Consider the following 16,050-nt stretch of genomic DNA (forward strand, 5'->3'; position numbering starts at 1 on the left):
CCTCTCAGGGTTGTAAGTCTTGGGGTCTGAAACGGGGGCCTGGGGGTCGGCGGGGCCCTGTGGGTGAGGGCCCCGCCGGACTCCCGTCAGACCTCTTCGACGCTGCTCGGCTCGCGCCGGGACAGGTCGATGCCGAGCTCCTCCGCAGCGCGGAAGACGTCCTCGTCGGTGTCACGCATCTCGATGGACATACCGTCGCTGGACAGCACCTCCACGTTCAGGCAGAGCGACTGCATCTCCTTGATGAGTACCTTGAAGGACTCGGGGATGCCGGGCTCGGGGATGTTCTCGCCCTTGACGATGGCCTCGTAGACCTTCACGCGGCCGGTGACGTCGTCGGACTTGATGGTCAGCAGCTCCTGGAGGGCGTACGCGGCGCCGTATGCCTCCAGCGCCCACACCTCCATCTCACCGAATCGCTGGCCACCGAACTGGGCCTTACCACCCAGCGGCTGCTGGGTGATCATGCTGTACGGACCGGTCGAGCGGGCGTGCAGCTTGTCGTCGACCAGGTGGTGCAGCTTCAGGATGTACATGTAGCCGACCGAGATCGGCTCCGGGAACGGCTCACCGGAACGGCCGTCGAACAGCGGCGCCTTACCGGTCGGGAGCACCATGCGCTCGCCGTCGCGGTTCGGGATCGTGTGCTCCAGCAGACCGGCCAGCTCGTCCTCACGGGCACCGTCGAAGACCGGGGTCGCGACGTTGGTGCCCGGCTGGACCGCGTCGGCGCCGATCGCCTGGAGGCGCTGCGCCCACTCGTCCGCGAGGCCGGAGACGTCCCAGCCGCGGCTGGCGAGCCAGCCGAGGTGGATCTCCAGGACCTGTCCCGGGTTCATTCGGGACGGCACACCGAGCGGGTTGAGGATGATGTCGACCGGGGTGCCGTCCTCCAGGAACGGCATGTCCTCGATCGGCAGGATCTTCGAGATGACACCCTTGTTGCCGTGACGGCCGGCGAGCTTGTCACCGTCGGTGATCTTGCGCTTCTGCGCCACGTACACGCGCACCAGCTGGTTCACACCGGGGGGAAGCTCGTCGCCCTCCTCGCGGTCGAAGACACGGACGCCGATGACCTTGCCGGTCTCGCCGTGCGGCACCTTCAGCGAGGTGTCACGGACCTCACGGGCCTTCTCACCGAAGATGGCGCGCAGCAGGCGCTCCTCGGGCGTCAGCTCGGTCTCACCCTTGGGCGTGACCTTGCCGACGAGGATGTCACCGGCGATGACCTCGGCACCGATGCGGATGATGCCGCGCTCGTCGAGGTCGGCGAGGACCTCCTCGGAGACGTTCGGGATGTCCCGGGTGATCTCCTCGGGGCCGAGCTTGGTGTCACGGGCGTCGACCTCGTGCTCCTCGATGTGGATCGAGGAGAGGACGTCGTCCTGCACGAGGCGCTGCGACAGGATGATCGCGTCCTCGTAGTTGTGACCCTCCCACGGCATGAACGCCACGAGCAGGTTCTTGCCCAGCGCCATCTCGCCGTTCTGGGTGGCCGGACCGTCGGCCAGGACCTGGCCCTCGATGATCCGGTCGCCCTCGTTGACGATGACCTTCTGGTTGACCGAGGTGCCCTGGTTGGAGCGGGCGAACTTGGCCAGGCGGTACGTGATGTACGTGCCGTCGTCGTTGGCGGTGGTGATGTAGTCCGCGGAGACCTCCTGGACCACACCCGCCTTCTCGGCCTTGACCACGTCGCCGGCGTCGACGGCGGAGCGGTACTCCATGCCGGTGCCGACGAGCGGGGACTCGGACTTAATCAGCGGCACGGCCTGACGCATCATGTTCGCGCCCATGAGGGCACGGTTGGCGTCGTCGTGCTCGAGGAACGGGATCATGGCGGTCGCGACCGACACCATCTGGCGCGGCGAGACGTCCATGTAGTCGACGTCCTCGCCACCGACGTAGTCGACCTCGCCGCCACGGCGGCGGACCAGGACGCGGGCCTCGGCGAACCGCATGTCGTCGTTGAGCGTGGCGTTGGCCTGCGCGATGACGAAGCGGTCCTCCTCGTCGGCGGTCAGGTAGTCCACCTCGTCGGTGACCTGGCCGTCGACGACCTTGCGGTACGGCGTCTCGACGAAACCGAACGCGTTGACCCGGCCGTAGGAGGCGAGCGAACCGATCAGACCGATGTTCGGGCCTTCGGGCGTCTCGATCGGGCACATACGGCCGTAGTGGGACGGGTGCACGTCACGGACCTCGAAGCCGGCCCGCTCACGGGACAGACCACCGGGACCCAGCGCCGAGAGACGACGCTTGTGCGTCAGACCCGACAGCGGGTTGTTCTGGTCCATGAACTGCGACAGCTGGCTGGTGCCGAAGAACTCCTTGATGGAAGCGACGACCGGCCGGATGTTGATCAGGGTCTGCGGCGTGATCGCCTCGACGTCCTGGGTCGTCATGCGCTCACGGACGACGCGCTCCATACGAGCCAGACCGGTACGGACCTGGTTCTGGATGAGCTCGCCGACGCTGCGCAGACGACGGTTGCCGAAGTGGTCGATGTCGTCGGTCTCGACGACGATCGTCTGGCCGTTGTCCGCGGCCGTCTCGGTCTCGCCGGCGTGCAGCTTCACCAGGTACTTGATCGTCGAGATGACGTCCTCGACGGTCAGGACGCCCGCGTCGAGCGGAGCCTCCGCACCCAGCTTCTTGTTGACCTTGTAGCGGCCGACCTTGGCGAGGTCGTAGCGCTTCGGGTTGAAGTACAGGTTCTCAAGGAGCGTCTGCGCGGCCTCACGGGTGGGGGGCTCGCCCGGACGCAGCTTGCGGTAGATGTCGAGCAGCGCGTCGTCCTGGCCCTGGGTGTGGTCCTTCTCCAGGGTGGCGCGCATCGACTCGTACTCGCCGAACTCCTCCAGGATCTGCTCGGTCGTCCAACCGAGAGCCTTGAGCAGAACGGTCACGGACTGCTTGCGCTTACGGTCGATACGCACACCGACCATGTCGCGCTTGTCGATCTCCATCTCCAGCCAGGCACCCCGGGACGGGATGATCTTGGCGGAGAAGATGTCCTTGTCGGACGTCTTGTCGATCGAGCTGTCGAAGTAGACACCGGGCGAACGGACCAGCTGCGACACCACGACACGCTCGGTGCCGTTGATGACGAAGGTGCCCTTGTTCGTCATGAGCGGGAAGTCGCCCATGAAGACCGTCTGGGACTTGATCTCGCCGGTCTCGTTGTTGGTGAACTCAGCCGTCACGAAGAGCGGGGCGGCGTACGTGAAGTCGCGCTCCTTGCACTCGTCGATGCTGTTCTTCGGCGGCTCGAAACGGTGGTCGCGGAACGTCAGCGACATCGACCCGGAGAAGTCCTCGATCGGGGAGATCTCCTCGAAGATCTCCTCCAGACCGGACTTGGTGGGGACGTCCTGACCCGACTCCAGAGCCGCCTCGACCCGACTCTGCCAGGCGGTGTTGCCGAGCAGCCAGTCGAAGCTCTCGGTCTGCAGCGCGAGCAGGTTCGGAACCTCGAGGGGCTCCTTGATCTTTGCAAAAGAGATGCGCAGCGGGGCGGTGCTGGCGCCGTTGTTCGTATTCGCGGTCGAGGCAGTGCGCGAGGCGGCCAAGAGGGGGTCCTTCCGAGGGCTCGGACTCACTACGCGCGTACCGGCCCCTCACCGGGGCACAGAGACAGGCGTTTCCATCTCCGACCAAAGAATGGCCAGGTCAGGGACGGTCCGGTCATCGGTGCTTCAGCGAGGGCATGCCCCTGGTGACGGGCAGGGGACAGCTAACAGGCAGCGCAAAGGGTCAGTGTAGCCACTTGGCACACTGATGTCCAGTGCGGGTTTTTCGCGACCCTCGTTGTTCTCAACGCCCTCGGCATGCTCGCCCTCAATGCACGTTGATACTGCCCTCTTCGTCGCCGATCCATGCCTCGGATTCGGATCCTTGTGACGACGCGTCCTGAGAATTGCGCGCTGCGTGCGGTTCGTCAAGGCCCCCGCGCCCGAACCCAGGGGCTCCCGGAGACACGACGAAGATCACCATACCCCCCGCCGAAGCGGGCGCAAGGTAACCGTGGCCGCGCCCCCAGGAACGCCGAAGAGCGACCACCCGAATGGATGATCGCTCTTCGGTGCGACTGCGTTACAGCCTCAGGAGGCTGCTTTCAGCAAGCGCGGAGGTCGTACTCGACCCGCAAGACCGGGAAGGTCTTACTTGACCTCGACGGAGGCGCCGGCGCCCTTGAGGGACTCGGCGGCCTTCTCGGCGGCGTCCTTGGCGACCTTCTCGAGAACGGGCTTGGGGGCGCCGTCCACGAGGTCCTTGGCCTCCTTCAGACCCAGGGAGGTCAGCTCACGCACGACCTTGATGACCTGGATCTTCTTGTCGCCGGCGCCGGTGAGGATGACGTCGAACTCGTCCTTCTCCTCGACGGCCTCGGCGGCGGCGCCACCAGCGGCACCACCGGCGACGACGACCGGCGCGGCAGCGGCGGCGGTGACGTCGAACTTCTCCTCGAAGGCCTTCACGAACTCGGAGAGCTCGATGAGGGTCATCTCCTCGAACTGCGCGAGCAGGTCTTCCTGGCTGAGCTTCGCCATGATGGCGGTCCTTCCACTAAATCGGCAGGTGCCGGATGTACTGGGTGAGGCGGGCGTACGTCGGCCCGCTGTGGCCTCCGCGGTCAGGCCGCGACGGCCAGTGTGCGAGCCGAATTACTCGGCACCGCCCTGCTCGGCCTGCTTGGCGCGGAGCGCGTCCACGGTGCGGACGAGCTTCGACGGCAGCGCCTGGAAGACGGAGGCAGCCTGGGACTGCTTCGCCTTGAAGGCACCGGCCAGCTTGCTGAGCAGAACCTCGCGGGACTCGAGGTCCGCAAGCTTCTTGATCTCGTCGGCGGACAGCGCCTTGCCGTCAAGGACACCGCCCTTGATGACGAGATTCGGGTTCTCCTTGGCGAAGTCACGAAGACCCTTCGCCGACTCCACCGGGTCACCGGTGACGAAGGCGACGGCCGTCGGACCAGCGAAGAGCTGGTCGTCCAGCGTGATCCCGGCCTCGTTGGCCGCAATCTTGGTCAGCGTGTTCTTCACCACGGCGTACTGGGCGTTCTCACCGAGCGAACGACGCAGCGTCTTGAGCTGCGCCACGGTGAGACCGCGGTACTCGGTCAGCACGGCGGCGTTGGAGCTACGGAACTTGTCCGTCAGCTCGGCAACCGCGGCAGCCTTGTCGGGCCTCGCCATAGAGCCTCGGCCTCCTTCCGGGTGATTCGGACCGCGCGGACCCGAAGGAGGACTGGGGAAACGAAACGCCCCGGCGCAGGCGCACGGGGCGGACTCGACCGGCCGTACACGCGCTACGCGCGCACTCCGGGAGTTCTTCCACTGTCACCTGCGCGGGTCGTCCGCATTTACAGCGGATCCTTCGGCCACCGCACCCTCTTACGAGCGCACGGCAACGACCAGCGGTCTTTGGCTTCGATAGGAGAGTACGGGACTCGGTCACCGACAGGCAAATCGGCCCCTACGGACCTCAGCTCCCGCTCTTCTTCAGCGGCTTGCGCATGTCCGCCGTGTCGTCGGCGCGCGGGGCGCGGACGGTCACCGGCTTGTCCTGGTCGAGGAAGGTGAAGGTGAGGTCGAGCGCGCCGTGGCGGCCCAAGCCCTGGGTTCGGAGCTGCTTGACGTGGTCGTCGCGGTCGACCCACACGTCCAGGGTGAGTTCGTCCATGCCCGCCTTCTCGTACTGGTCGAGGCTGTTCGCCCGCCCCTCCCGGACGGCCTTGTCCTCGACCTTCTTGAGCGAGGCCCGGAGTTCGTCGACCGTGGCCGTGCCCACGTAGTGCGTCGTGTCGGCGCCCCCGACCTTCTCGGAGCCGACCCGCTCCACGTCCTCGGCGTCGGCGAGGAAGGCGGCCTCCCGCGCCGGGTTGCGGCCGACCTGGTCGCGCAGGCTGCCGACGTCCATGCGCAGGCCGCTGTCCGTGGTGAACTCCTCGTCCGGGCCGTAGCTGATCCAGTGCCGGCCGCCCAGCTCCTCGACCATGTCGTCGCTCGCGCTGCCGTACAGCACTCCGCCGACCAGGCGCAGCTCCGTCTCGCCCTTCTGATCGCCGCTCAGGTTGGCCGTCGTGAGCCGCGCCTCCAGGGGCTTTCGCCGGACGCTCCCCTCGTCCGCTATCCGTCCCCGCTCCGGAAACCGGCCGGTCACGCGATAGTGCAGGGCCGTGAGTCCTTCGGTCCGCGCCGCGGCCCGCGCGACGGCGTCGGCGGCCGCTGAACCCGCGGACTCCTCCGCACCGGCTCCCGCCCCGCAGCCGGCCAGCAGCAGCACGGCGGCCGGCAGAGCGACGGCAGGCAGTACGGCACGTACGGCGATGCTCACTGATTCCCCCCAAAGGAACACCTGGCTGATGCGAACAGATGGCTGATGCGTGGTCGGCGCACAGCAAGATCGGGAGCGTATCCCAGGCGGCCTGAAGGCTCCTGCGAATTCAGCGACCCTCCGAACCCTTCAGCAGCTCCTTGAGGTCCGCCGTGTCCCCCGCCGGAGGCGTCTCGACCCCGGCCTTGACTCCGTAGTCGCTGTAGTAGGCGGTCTGGGTCAGCCGCCCCGTGGCCGTCCGGCCCTTCTCGACCTTCTTGACCAGCAGGTTCCGGCCGTCGACCCATATGTCGACGGTCTGTTCGGTGGTGCCGCCGTCCGCCCGCACCGTCCCGGAGTAGTGCGTGGTGCGCTCGCCTTCGACCGTCTCCTCGCCCACCTTCCGTACGTCCGTGGAGGACAGCAGCCGCTTCACGGACGCGTGCGGGGCCGTACCGCGCATCTGTGCCGCGAGATCCGCCCCGGAACTGCCGGCGAGGTCGTCCAGGTCGTCATAGGCGTACTTGATCCAGTGCTTGCCGTCGGTCTTCGCGGAGAACGCCTCACCTATACGCGCGTAGTAGGCGTCGGGGAGGTACCGGGCCTCCATCGACGTGGTTCCGAGGCGGCGCATCGCCTCGGCCGTCGTGCCGCCGGTGTAGGTGATCGTCAGCGTGCCGGTGAGGTCGTCGGCCCAGGCGAGGGTGCCGGCGGCCTTCATGGACAGCGTCGAGCCGATGGTGGTGGTGGATCTGACGCGAGCGGATTCGGCCCGGTCGGTGGACCGCTCGACGGTACGCAGGGCGGCAGTCACGGCCCGGGCCGGCCCGGTGCGCTCCGCCTCGTCGGGGCGGTCGGAGGTGCAGGCGGCCAGGGCCGTCAGCGCGGTCAGCAGCGCGATCCAGAACGCCGACCGGCGCACCCTCGTGCTCGTCATTCGTCCCCCCTGTGCGAATCCCGTGAATGCACGTTAACCCAGAGCGCTGACAAAAGGCCTGGGAACGGGGACGGGCCCCACACCCGGGAAGGGTGTGGGGCCCGCTTTCGAGCCTGGTGAGCCGGTGGCTCAGACCGCGGCCGGGTCCTCCTCGACGAGGAGGTTGCGGGTGCGGTTCGGGTCGATCGGAACGCCGGGGCCGATCGTGGTGCTGATCGCGGCCTTCTTGATGTAGCGACCCTTGGCGGCCGACGGCTTCAGACGGAGGATCTCCTCCAGCGCGGCGCCGTAGTTCTCCACCAGCTTGGTGTCGTCGAAGGACACCTTGCCGATGATGAAGTGCAGGTTCGAGTGCTTGTCGACACGGAACTCGATCTTGCCGCCCTTGATGTCGGTGACGGCCTTGGCCACGTCGGGGGTGACGGTGCCGGTCTTCGGGTTCGGCATCAGACCACGCGGACCGAGCACGCGGCCGAGGCGGCCGACCTTGCCCATGAGGTCCGGGGTGGCGACGACGGCGTCGAAGTCCAGACGACCCTTCGAGACCTCGTCGATCAGTTCGTCGGAGCCGACGATGTCGGCGCCCGCAGCCTCCGCGGCCGCAGCACGGTCACCGGTCGCGAAGACCAGGACCCGGGCGGTCTTACCGGTGCCGTGCGGAAGGTTCACGGTGCCACGGACCATCTGGTCGGCCTTACGCGGGTCGACACCCAGACGGAAGGCGACCTCGACGGTGCCGTCGAACTTGGACGTGGACGTCTCCTTGGCGAGACGGACGGCCTCGAGCGGGGCGTACAGCTTCTCCCGGTCGATCTTGGCGTCCGCAGCGCGGAGAGTCTTGCTGCGCTTGCTCACTACTGCTCCTGTGATTTCTTAGGAGTTGTGGTCCGGGCCGAGCAGGCCCCGCCACTCACTTCTGCTTGGGGGGTTGGGGTCAGCCCTCGACCGTGATGCCCATGGAACGGGCGGTGCCGGCGATGATCTTCGCGGCGGCGTCCAGGTCGTTGGCGTTGAGGTCGGGCATCTTGGTGGTGGCGATCTCGCGGACCTGCGCCTCGGTGATCTTGGCGACCTTGGTCTTGTGCGGCTCGCCGGAGCCCTTCTCCACGCCCGCGGCCTTGAGGATCATCTTGGCGGCCGGCGGCGTCTTGGTGATGAAGGTGAAGGAACGGTCCTCGTAGACCGTGATCTCCACCGGGATGACCCAACCGCGCTGCGACTCGGTCGCGGCGTTGTAGGCCTTGCAGAACTCCATGATGTTCACGCCGTGCTGACCCAGCGCGGGGCCGACCGGCGGGGCCGGGTTGGCGGCACCGGCCTGGATCTGGAGCTTGATGAGCCCCGTGACCTTCTTCTTCTTGGGAGGCATTACTCTCCGGGTCCTTTCGATTGAAGTGTGCCCTCGCCCGGGTCGCGTCCCAGATGAAGGCATACCGCACAACGATAACGGGTATAGATGCGCGGTCAAAAACGAAGCAGGTCAGGGGGCTACTTTGCAGCCCACCTGACCTGACCGACCTAAGGGCGCGGGGACTGTGCGACCAGCCCCCCACTCACCCGCAGCCGAAGAACTACCGACTCAGTTCTTCTGAATCTGATCGAACGAGAGCTCGACCGGCGTCTCACGCCCGAAGATCTCCACCAGACCCTTGACCTTCTTCGAGTCGGCGTTGATCTCGTTGATCGTGGCCTGCAGCGTGGCGAACGGGCCGTCGGTGACGGTGACCGAGTCGCCGACCTCGAAGTCCAGCACCTGAACCTCGACCTTACGCTGCGGAGCGGGCTTGCCCTCGGCCTCGGCGGCCTCACGGGCGGCCTTCTCCTCGGCCTCCGGGGCGAGCATCTTGACGATCTCGTCCAGGGTCAGCGGGTACGGGTCGTAGGCGTTGCCCACGAAGCCGGTGACGCCGGGAGTGTTGCGGACGACACCCCAGGACTCGTTGGTCAGGTCCATGCGGACGAGGACGTAACCAGGCAGCTTGTTCTGCTTGATCGTCTTGCGGTCGCCGTTCTTGATCTGGACGACCTCTTCCTGCGGCACCTCGGCCTGGAAGATGTAGTCCTCGACGTTCAGCGAGACGGCGCGCTGCTCCAGGTTGGTCTTCACGCGGTTCTCGTAACCGGCGTAGGTGTGGATGACGTACCACTCACCGGGGAGCGTGCGGAGCTCATCGCGCAGTGCGGCGACGGGGTCGACGGGCTCGGCCTCCTCCTCGGCGGCCTCTTCCTCGTCCTCCACGTCCTCGACGTGGAGCGCGGCCTCCTCGGCGGGCTCGCCCGCCTCGGCGTCGGCAGCCTCGACCTCGTCCAGGCCCTCGTCCGCGCCTTCGACGATCTCGAGCTCGTCTTCCACGGACTCGACACCCTGCCCGTGTGGCTCGATGGCGTCGTTCACGTTCTGGTCAGACACGGTGGCTGCTTCTTCCTGGATACATAGGGGTGGAACATGCGAAAGGGGCGCCGGTAACCGCGGCGCCCTTCGCTCTTGGCTCAGCCGAAGACGTACTTGGCGGCGTTGTCGAGCCCATAGTCAATCACGGTCACCAGGCCGATCATGATGACGACGAAGATGATCACCACGGTGGTGTACGTCGTCAGCTGGTTGCGCGTCGGCCAGACGACCTTGCGGAGTTCCGCGATGATCTGGCGGTAGAAGAGCGCGAGTCGCTTCAGCGGGCCCTTCTTGGCGCGCTTGCCACCCTTACGGGTCTTCTTCGACTCCGGCGCCTCGTCCTGGGCATCAGGCATGTCGATGGAGCCCACGGCGTCCGTCACTCGTCCTCACCTGATTCCGGGTCGTGGCCGTGCCGCGCCCGGTCTGAGCCGCACGGCGGTGCATTGCTGTACGTACATGCGCACACATCCTGGCGAAGGTGTGTGTAGCAGGGCCGGAGGGACTTGAACCCCCAACCGCTGGTTTTGGAGACCAGTGCTCTACCAATTGAGCTACGACCCTTTGTGTGCCCCCAACGTACCGCATCCGGTCGGGTGCTCGGTGTGCACCTTGCGACTGCGGACCGCTGATGGCCAACGAGGTGAGAGTGTACGTGGTCCTGGGCGCGCCGTCGAACAGAAAGTGCCCGTGGGAGCGTTGGGCGGCGAAAGATCGGCCGAAGATCACCGGTCCTCGGGCACAAGATCCGCTGGCCGTGGCCCGGATCCGCACGGTTGTTCAGCTGATGTTCAGTCTGTGAAACCCCCGTGCCGGGCGCGTTTCCTGTCTGAAACGATGGGCCCCATGAGCGCTGCAACCCCTCCCACCGAGCGCCGGGTCTCCGCCCGAGTCGGCGCGATCTCCGAGTCCGCCACCCTCGCCGTGGACGCCAAGGCCAAGGCCCTCAAGGCCGCCGGGCGTCCGGTGATCGGCTTCGGCGCCGGTGAGCCCGACTTCCCGACCCCGGACTACATCGTCGAGGCCGCCATCGAGGCCTGCAAGAACCCGAAGTTCCACCGCTACACCCCGGCCGGCGGTCTGCCCGAGCTGAAGGCCGCCATCGCCGCGAAGACGCTGCGCGACTCCGGCTACGAGCCCGACGTCTCACAGATCCTGATCACCAACGGCGGCAAGCAGGCCATCTACGAGGCCTTCGCCGCGATCCTCGACCCGGGCGACGAGGTCATCGTGCCCGCCCCGTACTGGACTACCTACCCGGAGTCGATCCGCCTCGCGGGTGGTGTCCCGGTCGAGGTCGTCGCCGACGAGACGACCGGCTACCGCGTCTCCGTGGAGCAGCTGGAGGCGGCCCGTACGGAGAAGACGAAGGTCGTCCTCTTCGTGTCGCCGTCCAACCCGACCGGCGCCGTCTACAGCGAGGCCGAGACCGAGGCGATCGGCCGTTGGGCCGTCGAGCACGGCCTGTGGGTGATGACCGACGAGATCTACGAGCACCTGGTCTACGGCGACGCGGTGTCCGTGTCGCTGCCCGCCGTCCTGCCCGAGCTGCGCGACAAGTGCATCGTCGTCAACGGTGTCGCCAAGACGTACGCCATGACGGGCTGGCGGGTCGGCTGGATCATCGGCCCGAAGGACGTGGTGAAGGCCGCGACCAACCTCCAGTCCCACGCGACGTCGAACGTCTCGAACGTGGCGCAGGTGGCCGCCCTCGCCGCCGTCTCCGGCGACCTGGACGCCGTCGCGAAGATGCGCGAGGCCTTCGACCGCCGCCGCAAGACGATCGTGCGGATGCTCAACGAGATCGACGGCGTGGTCTGCCCGGAGCCCGAGGGCGCCTTCTACGCGTACCCGTCGGTGAAGGCCCTCATCGGCAAGGAGATCCGCGGCAAGCGCCCGCAGGACTCGGTCGAGCTGGCCGCGCTCATCCTGGAGGAGGCCGAGGTCGCGGTCGTTCCGGGTGAGGCCTTCGGCACGCCGGGCTATCTGCGGCTGTCGTACGCGCTCGGTGACGAGGACCTCGTCGAGGGCGTGAGCCGGATCCAGAAGCTGCTGGCCGAGGCCAGGGACTGACCATCTACTCACGCGAGTAGATGGTGAGCGGGCCGTTCCCTCGTGGAGCGGCCCGCTTTGTCGTGTGCGCGTGCGAGCAAGACCACGTTCGGGGAAAGCGCTACCGGGACGGGCTGGGCGTGCGGCAGGATCCTGGAATGGAGCGTGTACGTGATGTCTCTGAACTGCCGAAAGCCCATCTGCACCTGCACTTCACCGGCTCGATGCGGCCGACGACCCTGCTGGAACTGGCCGACAAGTACGCCGTGCGCCTGCCCGAGGCGCTGACGGACGCGCTGACCAGCGGGGAGCCGCCGAGGCTACGGGCGACGGACGAGCGGGGCTGGTTCCGCTTCCAGCGTCTGTACGACGCGGCGCGGTCGTGCCTACGGCAGCCGGAGGACATCCAGCGCCTGGTCAGGGAGGCCGCGGAGGAGGACCTGAAGGACGGCTCGGGGTGGCTGGAGATCCAGGTGGATCCCACCTCGTACGCACCCCGGCTGGGCGGTCTGATCCCGGCTCTGGAGATCATCCTGGACGCGGTGGAGAGGGCGTCGCGGGACACGGGGCTCGGGATGCGTGTCCTGGTCGCCGCGAACCGTATGAAGCACCCTCTGGACGCCCGCACGCTGGCGCGCTTGGCGGTGCGGTACGCCGACCGGGGTGTGGTCGGCTTCGGGTTGTCGAACGACGAACGCCGGGGCATGGCACGCGACTTCGACCGCGCCTTCCACATCGCCGGTGAGGGCGGCCTGCTGTCGGCCCCGCACGGTGGCGAGCTGACCGGTCCGTCCTCGGTCCGTGACTGTCTGGACGACCTGCACGCGAACCGGATCGGCCACGGGGTGCGGGCGGCCGAGGACCCGCGGCTGCTGAAGCGCCTCGCGGACAGGGGCGTGACGTGCGAGGTGTGCCCCGCCTCGAACGTCGCCCTCGGTGTCTACGAGAAGCCGGAGGACGTCCCGCTGCGGACTCTGTACGAGGCCGGCGTACCGATGGCTCTCGGCGCCGACGACCCCCTGCTCTTCGGCTCGCGGCTGGCCGCCCAGTACGACATCGCGCGCCGCCATCACGCCTTCACGGACGAGGAGCTGGCGGAGCTGGCCCGGCAGTCCGTGCGGGGGTCGGCGGCGCCGGAGGAGATGAAGGCGAAGCTGTTGGCGGGGGTGGACGACTGGCTCGCCCAGCCCCAGTGACGCGTTCCTAGAGGCTGACGCCGACCGTCACCGGCTCGTTGACCAGCGTGATGCCGAAGGTCTCGCGGACGCCCTCGACGACCTCGCGGGCGAGGCCGAGGAGGTCCTCGGTGGTCGCGCCGCCGCGGTTGGTGAGGGCGAGGGTGTGCTTGGTGGAGATGCGAGCGGGGCCACTGCCGTATCCCTTGGTGAAGCCGGCCTTGTCGATGAGCCAGGCCGCTGAGGTCTTGGTGTGCCCCTCCCCCGCCGGGTACGCGGGGGGCTCCACGCCGTCGCCGAGGTGCGCGCGCACGCGCGCGTGGAATGCGGCGAACTGCTCGTCGGTGAGGATCGGGTTGGTGAAGAAGGAGCCGGCCGACCAGGTGTCGTGGTCCTCGGGGTCCAGGACCATGCCCTTCCCGGTACGCAGTTTCAGCACGGTCTCGCGCGCGGCGGCCAGGGGGACGCGGTCGCCGGGTTCGACGCCGAGGGCGCGTGCGGTCTCGGCGTACTTGATCGGGGCGGAGAGGCCTTGGGCGTCCTCCAGCCGGAAGCGGACGCGCAGGACGACGTAGCGCTCGGGGTCGGACTTGAAGCGGCTGTGGCGGTAGGAGAAGGCGCAGTCGGCGTTCGGGATGACGACGGTCTCGCCCTCCTGTCGGTCGTACGCGATCACCTCGGTGATCGTCGAGGAGACCTCCTGGCCGTACGCGCCGACGTTCTGGATCGGCGTGGCGCCCGCGGAGCCGGGGATTCCGGCGAGGCACTCGATCCCGGCGAGACCGGCTTCCACGGTCCGGGCGACGGCGTCGGTCCACACCTCGCCGGCGGCCAGTTCAAGCGCGGTGCCGTCCAGTTCGAAGCCCTTGGTGGCGACGACGAGCGCGGTGCCGGCGAAGCCCTTGTCCCCGATGAGCAGGTTCGATCCCCCGCCGATGACCAACAGCGGCGTCCCGTCGGCGTCCGCCTCGCGCACGACGTCGATGACCTCGGCGTCGGTGGTGGCGGTGACCAGCCGGGTGGCCGGGCCGCCCAGACGGAAGGTGGTCAGGGGGGCGAGGGGGGCGTCGTGGAGTTCCTGCACGGGCTCAAGAGTACGAGACGGCACCGACAGCCCCGGCACCCATGGGGAGCGCCGGGGCCGACGCGCGCACCACGCGCGCGTGCCGTTCACGTCAGCCGCCGGAACGCCTCCGTCCAGTCGAGCGGGAGCTCGTCGCCCGGCACCTGCCAGGTGGCGAACTTCGCGTCCCGCATCTGGGCCGACAGGCCTTGCGAGGCCGGGGCATGGGTGCCCGAGCGGGCGAAGTCCTTCAGCGCCGTGGGCGACTCCCAGGCGGACAACGTCCAGAACGTCCGCTTGAACGGCTCGGCCTTCAGAGAGGCCCCGTACGCTCCGGGCGCCCGGCTCACCTGCCGCCACACACCCGGCGTACGGACGAGGAAACGGAGCGCTCCCCAAAGGGTGCGGGTCTCGAAGCGGGAGGCGAAGACGTGCACCTCGGCGCCCCGCGGTGCGGGGTTCGGCACGGTCCAGGGAAGGGTGGGCATGACTGCTCCTCGTGGTCCGGGGTGGTGCGGTCGGCAGGGCGCGTGCGAACGGTCGGGTCAGCGGGCTTCAGGGGCGGCCGTCTCCAGCACGCGCTCCGGTGGCTGCTCGGTCGGGGTCAGGGTCGTGTCGCCACGCCGCCGGCCAGGGATGAGCAGGGCGGCGACGCCGGCCAGAGCAACCACCCCCGCGCCCGTGACCAGCGCCGGACGCAGACCGTCCACGAAGGTCTGGCCGGTCTCGTAGCCACCCTGCGCCGAGAAGATCGACGCCATCACGGCGATACCGAGCGCACCGCCGACCTCGCGCAGCGCGTTGTTGGCGCCGGAGGCAATGCCCTGCTCAAAGGCTCGGACGCTGGACATGACCAGGTTGGCCGCCGGCGCGAAGAACAGGGCCATGCCGATGCCGCTGATGATCAGGCCCGGCAGCTGCGCGGCGTAGGAGGCGTCGACGGTGACCACGGAGGCCAGATAGGCGAGGCCGGCCGCCTGGAAGAACAGGCCGGTGGCGACGACAGGGCGCCCGCCGATGCGGTCGGAGAGGATGCCGGCGATCGGCGCGACGAGCATCGGCATACCGGTCCACGGCAGCATCCGCAGCCCCGCCTCGGTCGGCGAGTAGCCGAGCACGCCCTGCATGTACTGGCTGAGCAGGAAGATCGACCCGAACATGCCGAGGAACATCAGCATGCTCGCGGCGTTGATCCCGGAGAACGCCCGGGAGCGGAACAGTCGCATCGGGAGCATGGGGCTCTTGGCACGGGTGCTGTAGAGGACGAACCCGACGAGCAGCGCGCCTCCGGCGAACAGGCCGGTCAGGACCAGCCGGCCGGTCCAGCCGTCGGCGGGGCCGCGCACCAGGCCGTACACGATCCCGAACAGGCCACCGCTGGCGAGCAGGGTGCCGGGGATGTCGAGCCGGGAGCCGGTGCCGTACGACTCGGCCAGGCGCAGGCGGGCCAGCGGCAGCAGGGCGAGGCCCAGCGGAACGTTCAGCCAGAAGATCCACTGCCAGGAGATGTGCTCGGTGAGGCTGCCGCCGATGAGCGGCCCGGACGCGACCGCGAGCCCGTTGACGGCACCCCATATGCCGTATGCCATCCCGCGCTTGGCTGCGGGCACTGCCGCCGTCAGCAGGGTCAGCGTCAGCGGCATCATGATCGCCGCGCCGACGCCCTGTAGCGCACGGGCGGCGATGAGGGAGTCGAGTCCGGGCGCGAGGGCCGCGGCGGCGGAGGCGCCGGTGAAGATCGCGATGCCGGCGAGGAAGAGCCGACGGCGGCCGAACCGGTCACCGAGCGCCGCGCCGAACATCAGCAGGACGGCGAAGGTGAGGGTGTACGCGCTCACCGTCCACTCCAGGTCGGGCAAGGAGCCGCCCAGGTCCTCGCGGATGGACGGCAGCGCGGTGGTGACGACGAGGTTGTCGAGCGCCGCCATGAATCCGGCGACGCTGGTGATGACGAGGGCCCATACGGCCCCTGCGAGGCCTGCGGCCCGTGCGTTCTGTTCGGTCTGGTGTGACATCGCTCCCCCAGGGGTGATGCGTTCCGGTTCCTGTTGACGGACTCTTCACTCTTGGTAGTTATTGATCACTAACTTTCGCGATCATGGAGAGACGAGGC

At 68.1% G+C, this 16,050-nt stretch carries 14 protein-coding genes and 1 tRNA gene; 2 read left to right on the top strand and 13 right to left on the bottom strand.

Annotation, left to right across the window (positions count from 1 at the left end):
* Window positions 1–86: 86 nt before the first annotated feature.
* The 10 genes from rpoB to ACZ4UU_RS21065 all read right to left on the bottom strand — a co-directional run bounded on the left by rpoB (window position 87) and on the right by ACZ4UU_RS21065 (window position 10,211).
* The gene (rpoB, locus tag ACZ4UU_RS21020; RefSeq protein ID WP_471904891.1) at window positions 87–3,572 is read right to left on the bottom strand and encodes a DNA-directed RNA polymerase subunit beta; all 3,486 of its coding nucleotides are present in this window, start codon (window positions 3,570–3,572) and stop codon (window positions 87–89) included.
* Between the two features lie 591 nt (window positions 3,573–4,163).
* Window positions 4,164–4,553, bottom strand: a complete 390-nt coding sequence (gene rplL / locus ACZ4UU_RS21025) for a 50S ribosomal protein L7/L12 (protein ID WP_062706819.1) — start codon at window positions 4,551–4,553, stop codon at window positions 4,164–4,166.
* A 114-nt stretch (window positions 4,554–4,667) separates the two neighbouring features.
* Window positions 4,668–5,198, bottom strand: coding sequence for a 50S ribosomal protein L10 (gene rplJ, locus ACZ4UU_RS21030; RefSeq protein WP_167991102.1), 531 nt, complete (start codon window positions 5,196–5,198; stop codon window positions 4,668–4,670).
* Window positions 5,199–5,487: 289 nt separating this feature from the next.
* The gene (locus ACZ4UU_RS21035; RefSeq protein ID WP_471904892.1) at window positions 5,488–6,339 is read right to left on the bottom strand and encodes an SCO4651 family lipoprotein; all 852 of its coding nucleotides are present in this window, start codon (window positions 6,337–6,339) and stop codon (window positions 5,488–5,490) included.
* A gap of 109 nt (window positions 6,340–6,448) precedes the next feature.
* Entirely contained in the window at window positions 6,449–7,255 is an 807-nt protein-coding gene (locus tag ACZ4UU_RS21040; protein ID WP_471904893.1) for an SCO4651 family lipoprotein, read from the bottom strand.
* A 129-nt stretch (window positions 7,256–7,384) separates the two neighbouring features.
* Window positions 7,385–8,110 (bottom strand): 50S ribosomal protein L1, encoded by a 726-nt coding sequence (rplA, locus tag ACZ4UU_RS21045; RefSeq protein WP_471904894.1) that lies wholly within the window; start codon window positions 8,108–8,110, stop codon window positions 7,385–7,387.
* Window positions 8,111–8,189: 79 nt separating this feature from the next.
* Window positions 8,190–8,624: a 50S ribosomal protein L11 gene (gene rplK / locus ACZ4UU_RS21050; RefSeq protein WP_028805116.1), complete on the bottom strand. Its 435-nt coding sequence runs from the start codon at window positions 8,622–8,624 to the stop codon at window positions 8,190–8,192.
* A 210-nt stretch (window positions 8,625–8,834) separates the two neighbouring features.
* Window positions 8,835–9,665 (bottom strand): transcription termination/antitermination protein NusG, encoded by an 831-nt coding sequence (nusG, locus tag ACZ4UU_RS21055; protein WP_471904895.1) that lies wholly within the window; start codon window positions 9,663–9,665, stop codon window positions 8,835–8,837.
* An 80-nt stretch (window positions 9,666–9,745) separates the two neighbouring features.
* Window positions 9,746–10,030 (bottom strand): preprotein translocase subunit SecE, encoded by a 285-nt coding sequence (gene secE, locus ACZ4UU_RS21060; protein ID WP_030046346.1) that lies wholly within the window; start codon window positions 10,028–10,030, stop codon window positions 9,746–9,748.
* Window positions 10,031–10,138: 108 nt separating this feature from the next.
* A tRNA-Trp gene (locus tag ACZ4UU_RS21065) sits at window positions 10,139–10,211 on the bottom strand.
* Window positions 10,212–10,493: 282 nt separating this feature from the next.
* Between ACZ4UU_RS21065 and ACZ4UU_RS21070 the strand changes: the two genes are divergently transcribed.
* Window positions 10,494–11,720, top strand: coding sequence for a pyridoxal phosphate-dependent aminotransferase (locus ACZ4UU_RS21070; protein WP_471904896.1), 1,227 nt, complete (start codon window positions 10,494–10,496; stop codon window positions 11,718–11,720).
* A 137-nt stretch (window positions 11,721–11,857) separates the two neighbouring features.
* The gene (locus tag ACZ4UU_RS21075; protein ID WP_471904897.1) at window positions 11,858–12,895 is read left to right on the top strand and encodes an adenosine deaminase; all 1,038 of its coding nucleotides are present in this window, start codon (window positions 11,858–11,860) and stop codon (window positions 12,893–12,895) included.
* Between the two features lie 7 nt (window positions 12,896–12,902).
* Here ACZ4UU_RS21075 and ACZ4UU_RS21080 read toward each other — a convergent pair whose 3' ends face one another.
* The 3 genes from ACZ4UU_RS21080 to ACZ4UU_RS21090 form a co-directional block, all read right to left on the bottom strand.
* The gene (locus tag ACZ4UU_RS21080) at window positions 12,903–13,958 is read right to left on the bottom strand and encodes a UDP-N-acetylmuramate dehydrogenase (RefSeq protein WP_471904898.1); all 1,056 of its coding nucleotides are present in this window, start codon (window positions 13,956–13,958) and stop codon (window positions 12,903–12,905) included.
* 86 nt (window positions 13,959–14,044) lie between these two features.
* On the bottom strand, window positions 14,045–14,425 hold the full coding sequence (locus ACZ4UU_RS21085; RefSeq protein ID WP_471904899.1) for a DUF3291 domain-containing protein: 381 nt from the start codon (window positions 14,423–14,425) through the stop codon (window positions 14,045–14,047).
* 57 nt (window positions 14,426–14,482) lie between these two features.
* Entirely contained in the window at window positions 14,483–15,952 is a 1,470-nt protein-coding gene (locus tag ACZ4UU_RS21090) for an MFS transporter (RefSeq protein WP_471904900.1), read from the bottom strand.
* Window positions 15,953–16,050 lie beyond the last annotated feature (98 nt).

This window comes from Streptomyces sp. NPDC028907 (assembly GCF_055564995.1).

Excerpts from the sequence above, each read along its gene's own strand:
- ACZ4UU_RS21070 (WP_471904896.1), top strand. The coding sequence starts at position 10,494 with ATGAGCGCTGCAACCCCTCCCACCGAGCGCCGGGTCTCCGCCCGAGTC.
- ACZ4UU_RS21075 (WP_471904897.1), top strand. The coding sequence starts at position 11,858 with ATGGAGCGTGTACGTGATGTCTCTGAACTGCCGAAAGCCCATCTGCAC.
- rplL (WP_062706819.1), bottom strand. The coding sequence starts at position 4,553 with ATGGCGAAGCTCAGCCAGGAAGACCTGCTCGCGCAGTTCGAGGAGATG.
- rplK (WP_028805116.1), bottom strand. The coding sequence starts at position 8,624 with ATGCCTCCCAAGAAGAAGAAGGTCACGGGGCTCATCAAGCTCCAGATC.
- ACZ4UU_RS21090 (WP_471904900.1), bottom strand. The coding sequence starts at position 15,952 with ATGTCACACCAGACCGAACAGAACGCACGGGCCGCAGGCCTCGCAGGG.
- ACZ4UU_RS21085 (WP_471904899.1), bottom strand. The coding sequence starts at position 14,425 with ATGCCCACCCTTCCCTGGACCGTGCCGAACCCCGCACCGCGGGGCGCC.
- rplJ (WP_167991102.1), bottom strand. The coding sequence starts at position 5,198 with ATGGCGAGGCCCGACAAGGCTGCCGCGGTTGCCGAGCTGACGGACAAG.
- ACZ4UU_RS21040 (WP_471904893.1), bottom strand. The coding sequence starts at position 7,255 with ATGACGAGCACGAGGGTGCGCCGGTCGGCGTTCTGGATCGCGCTGCTG.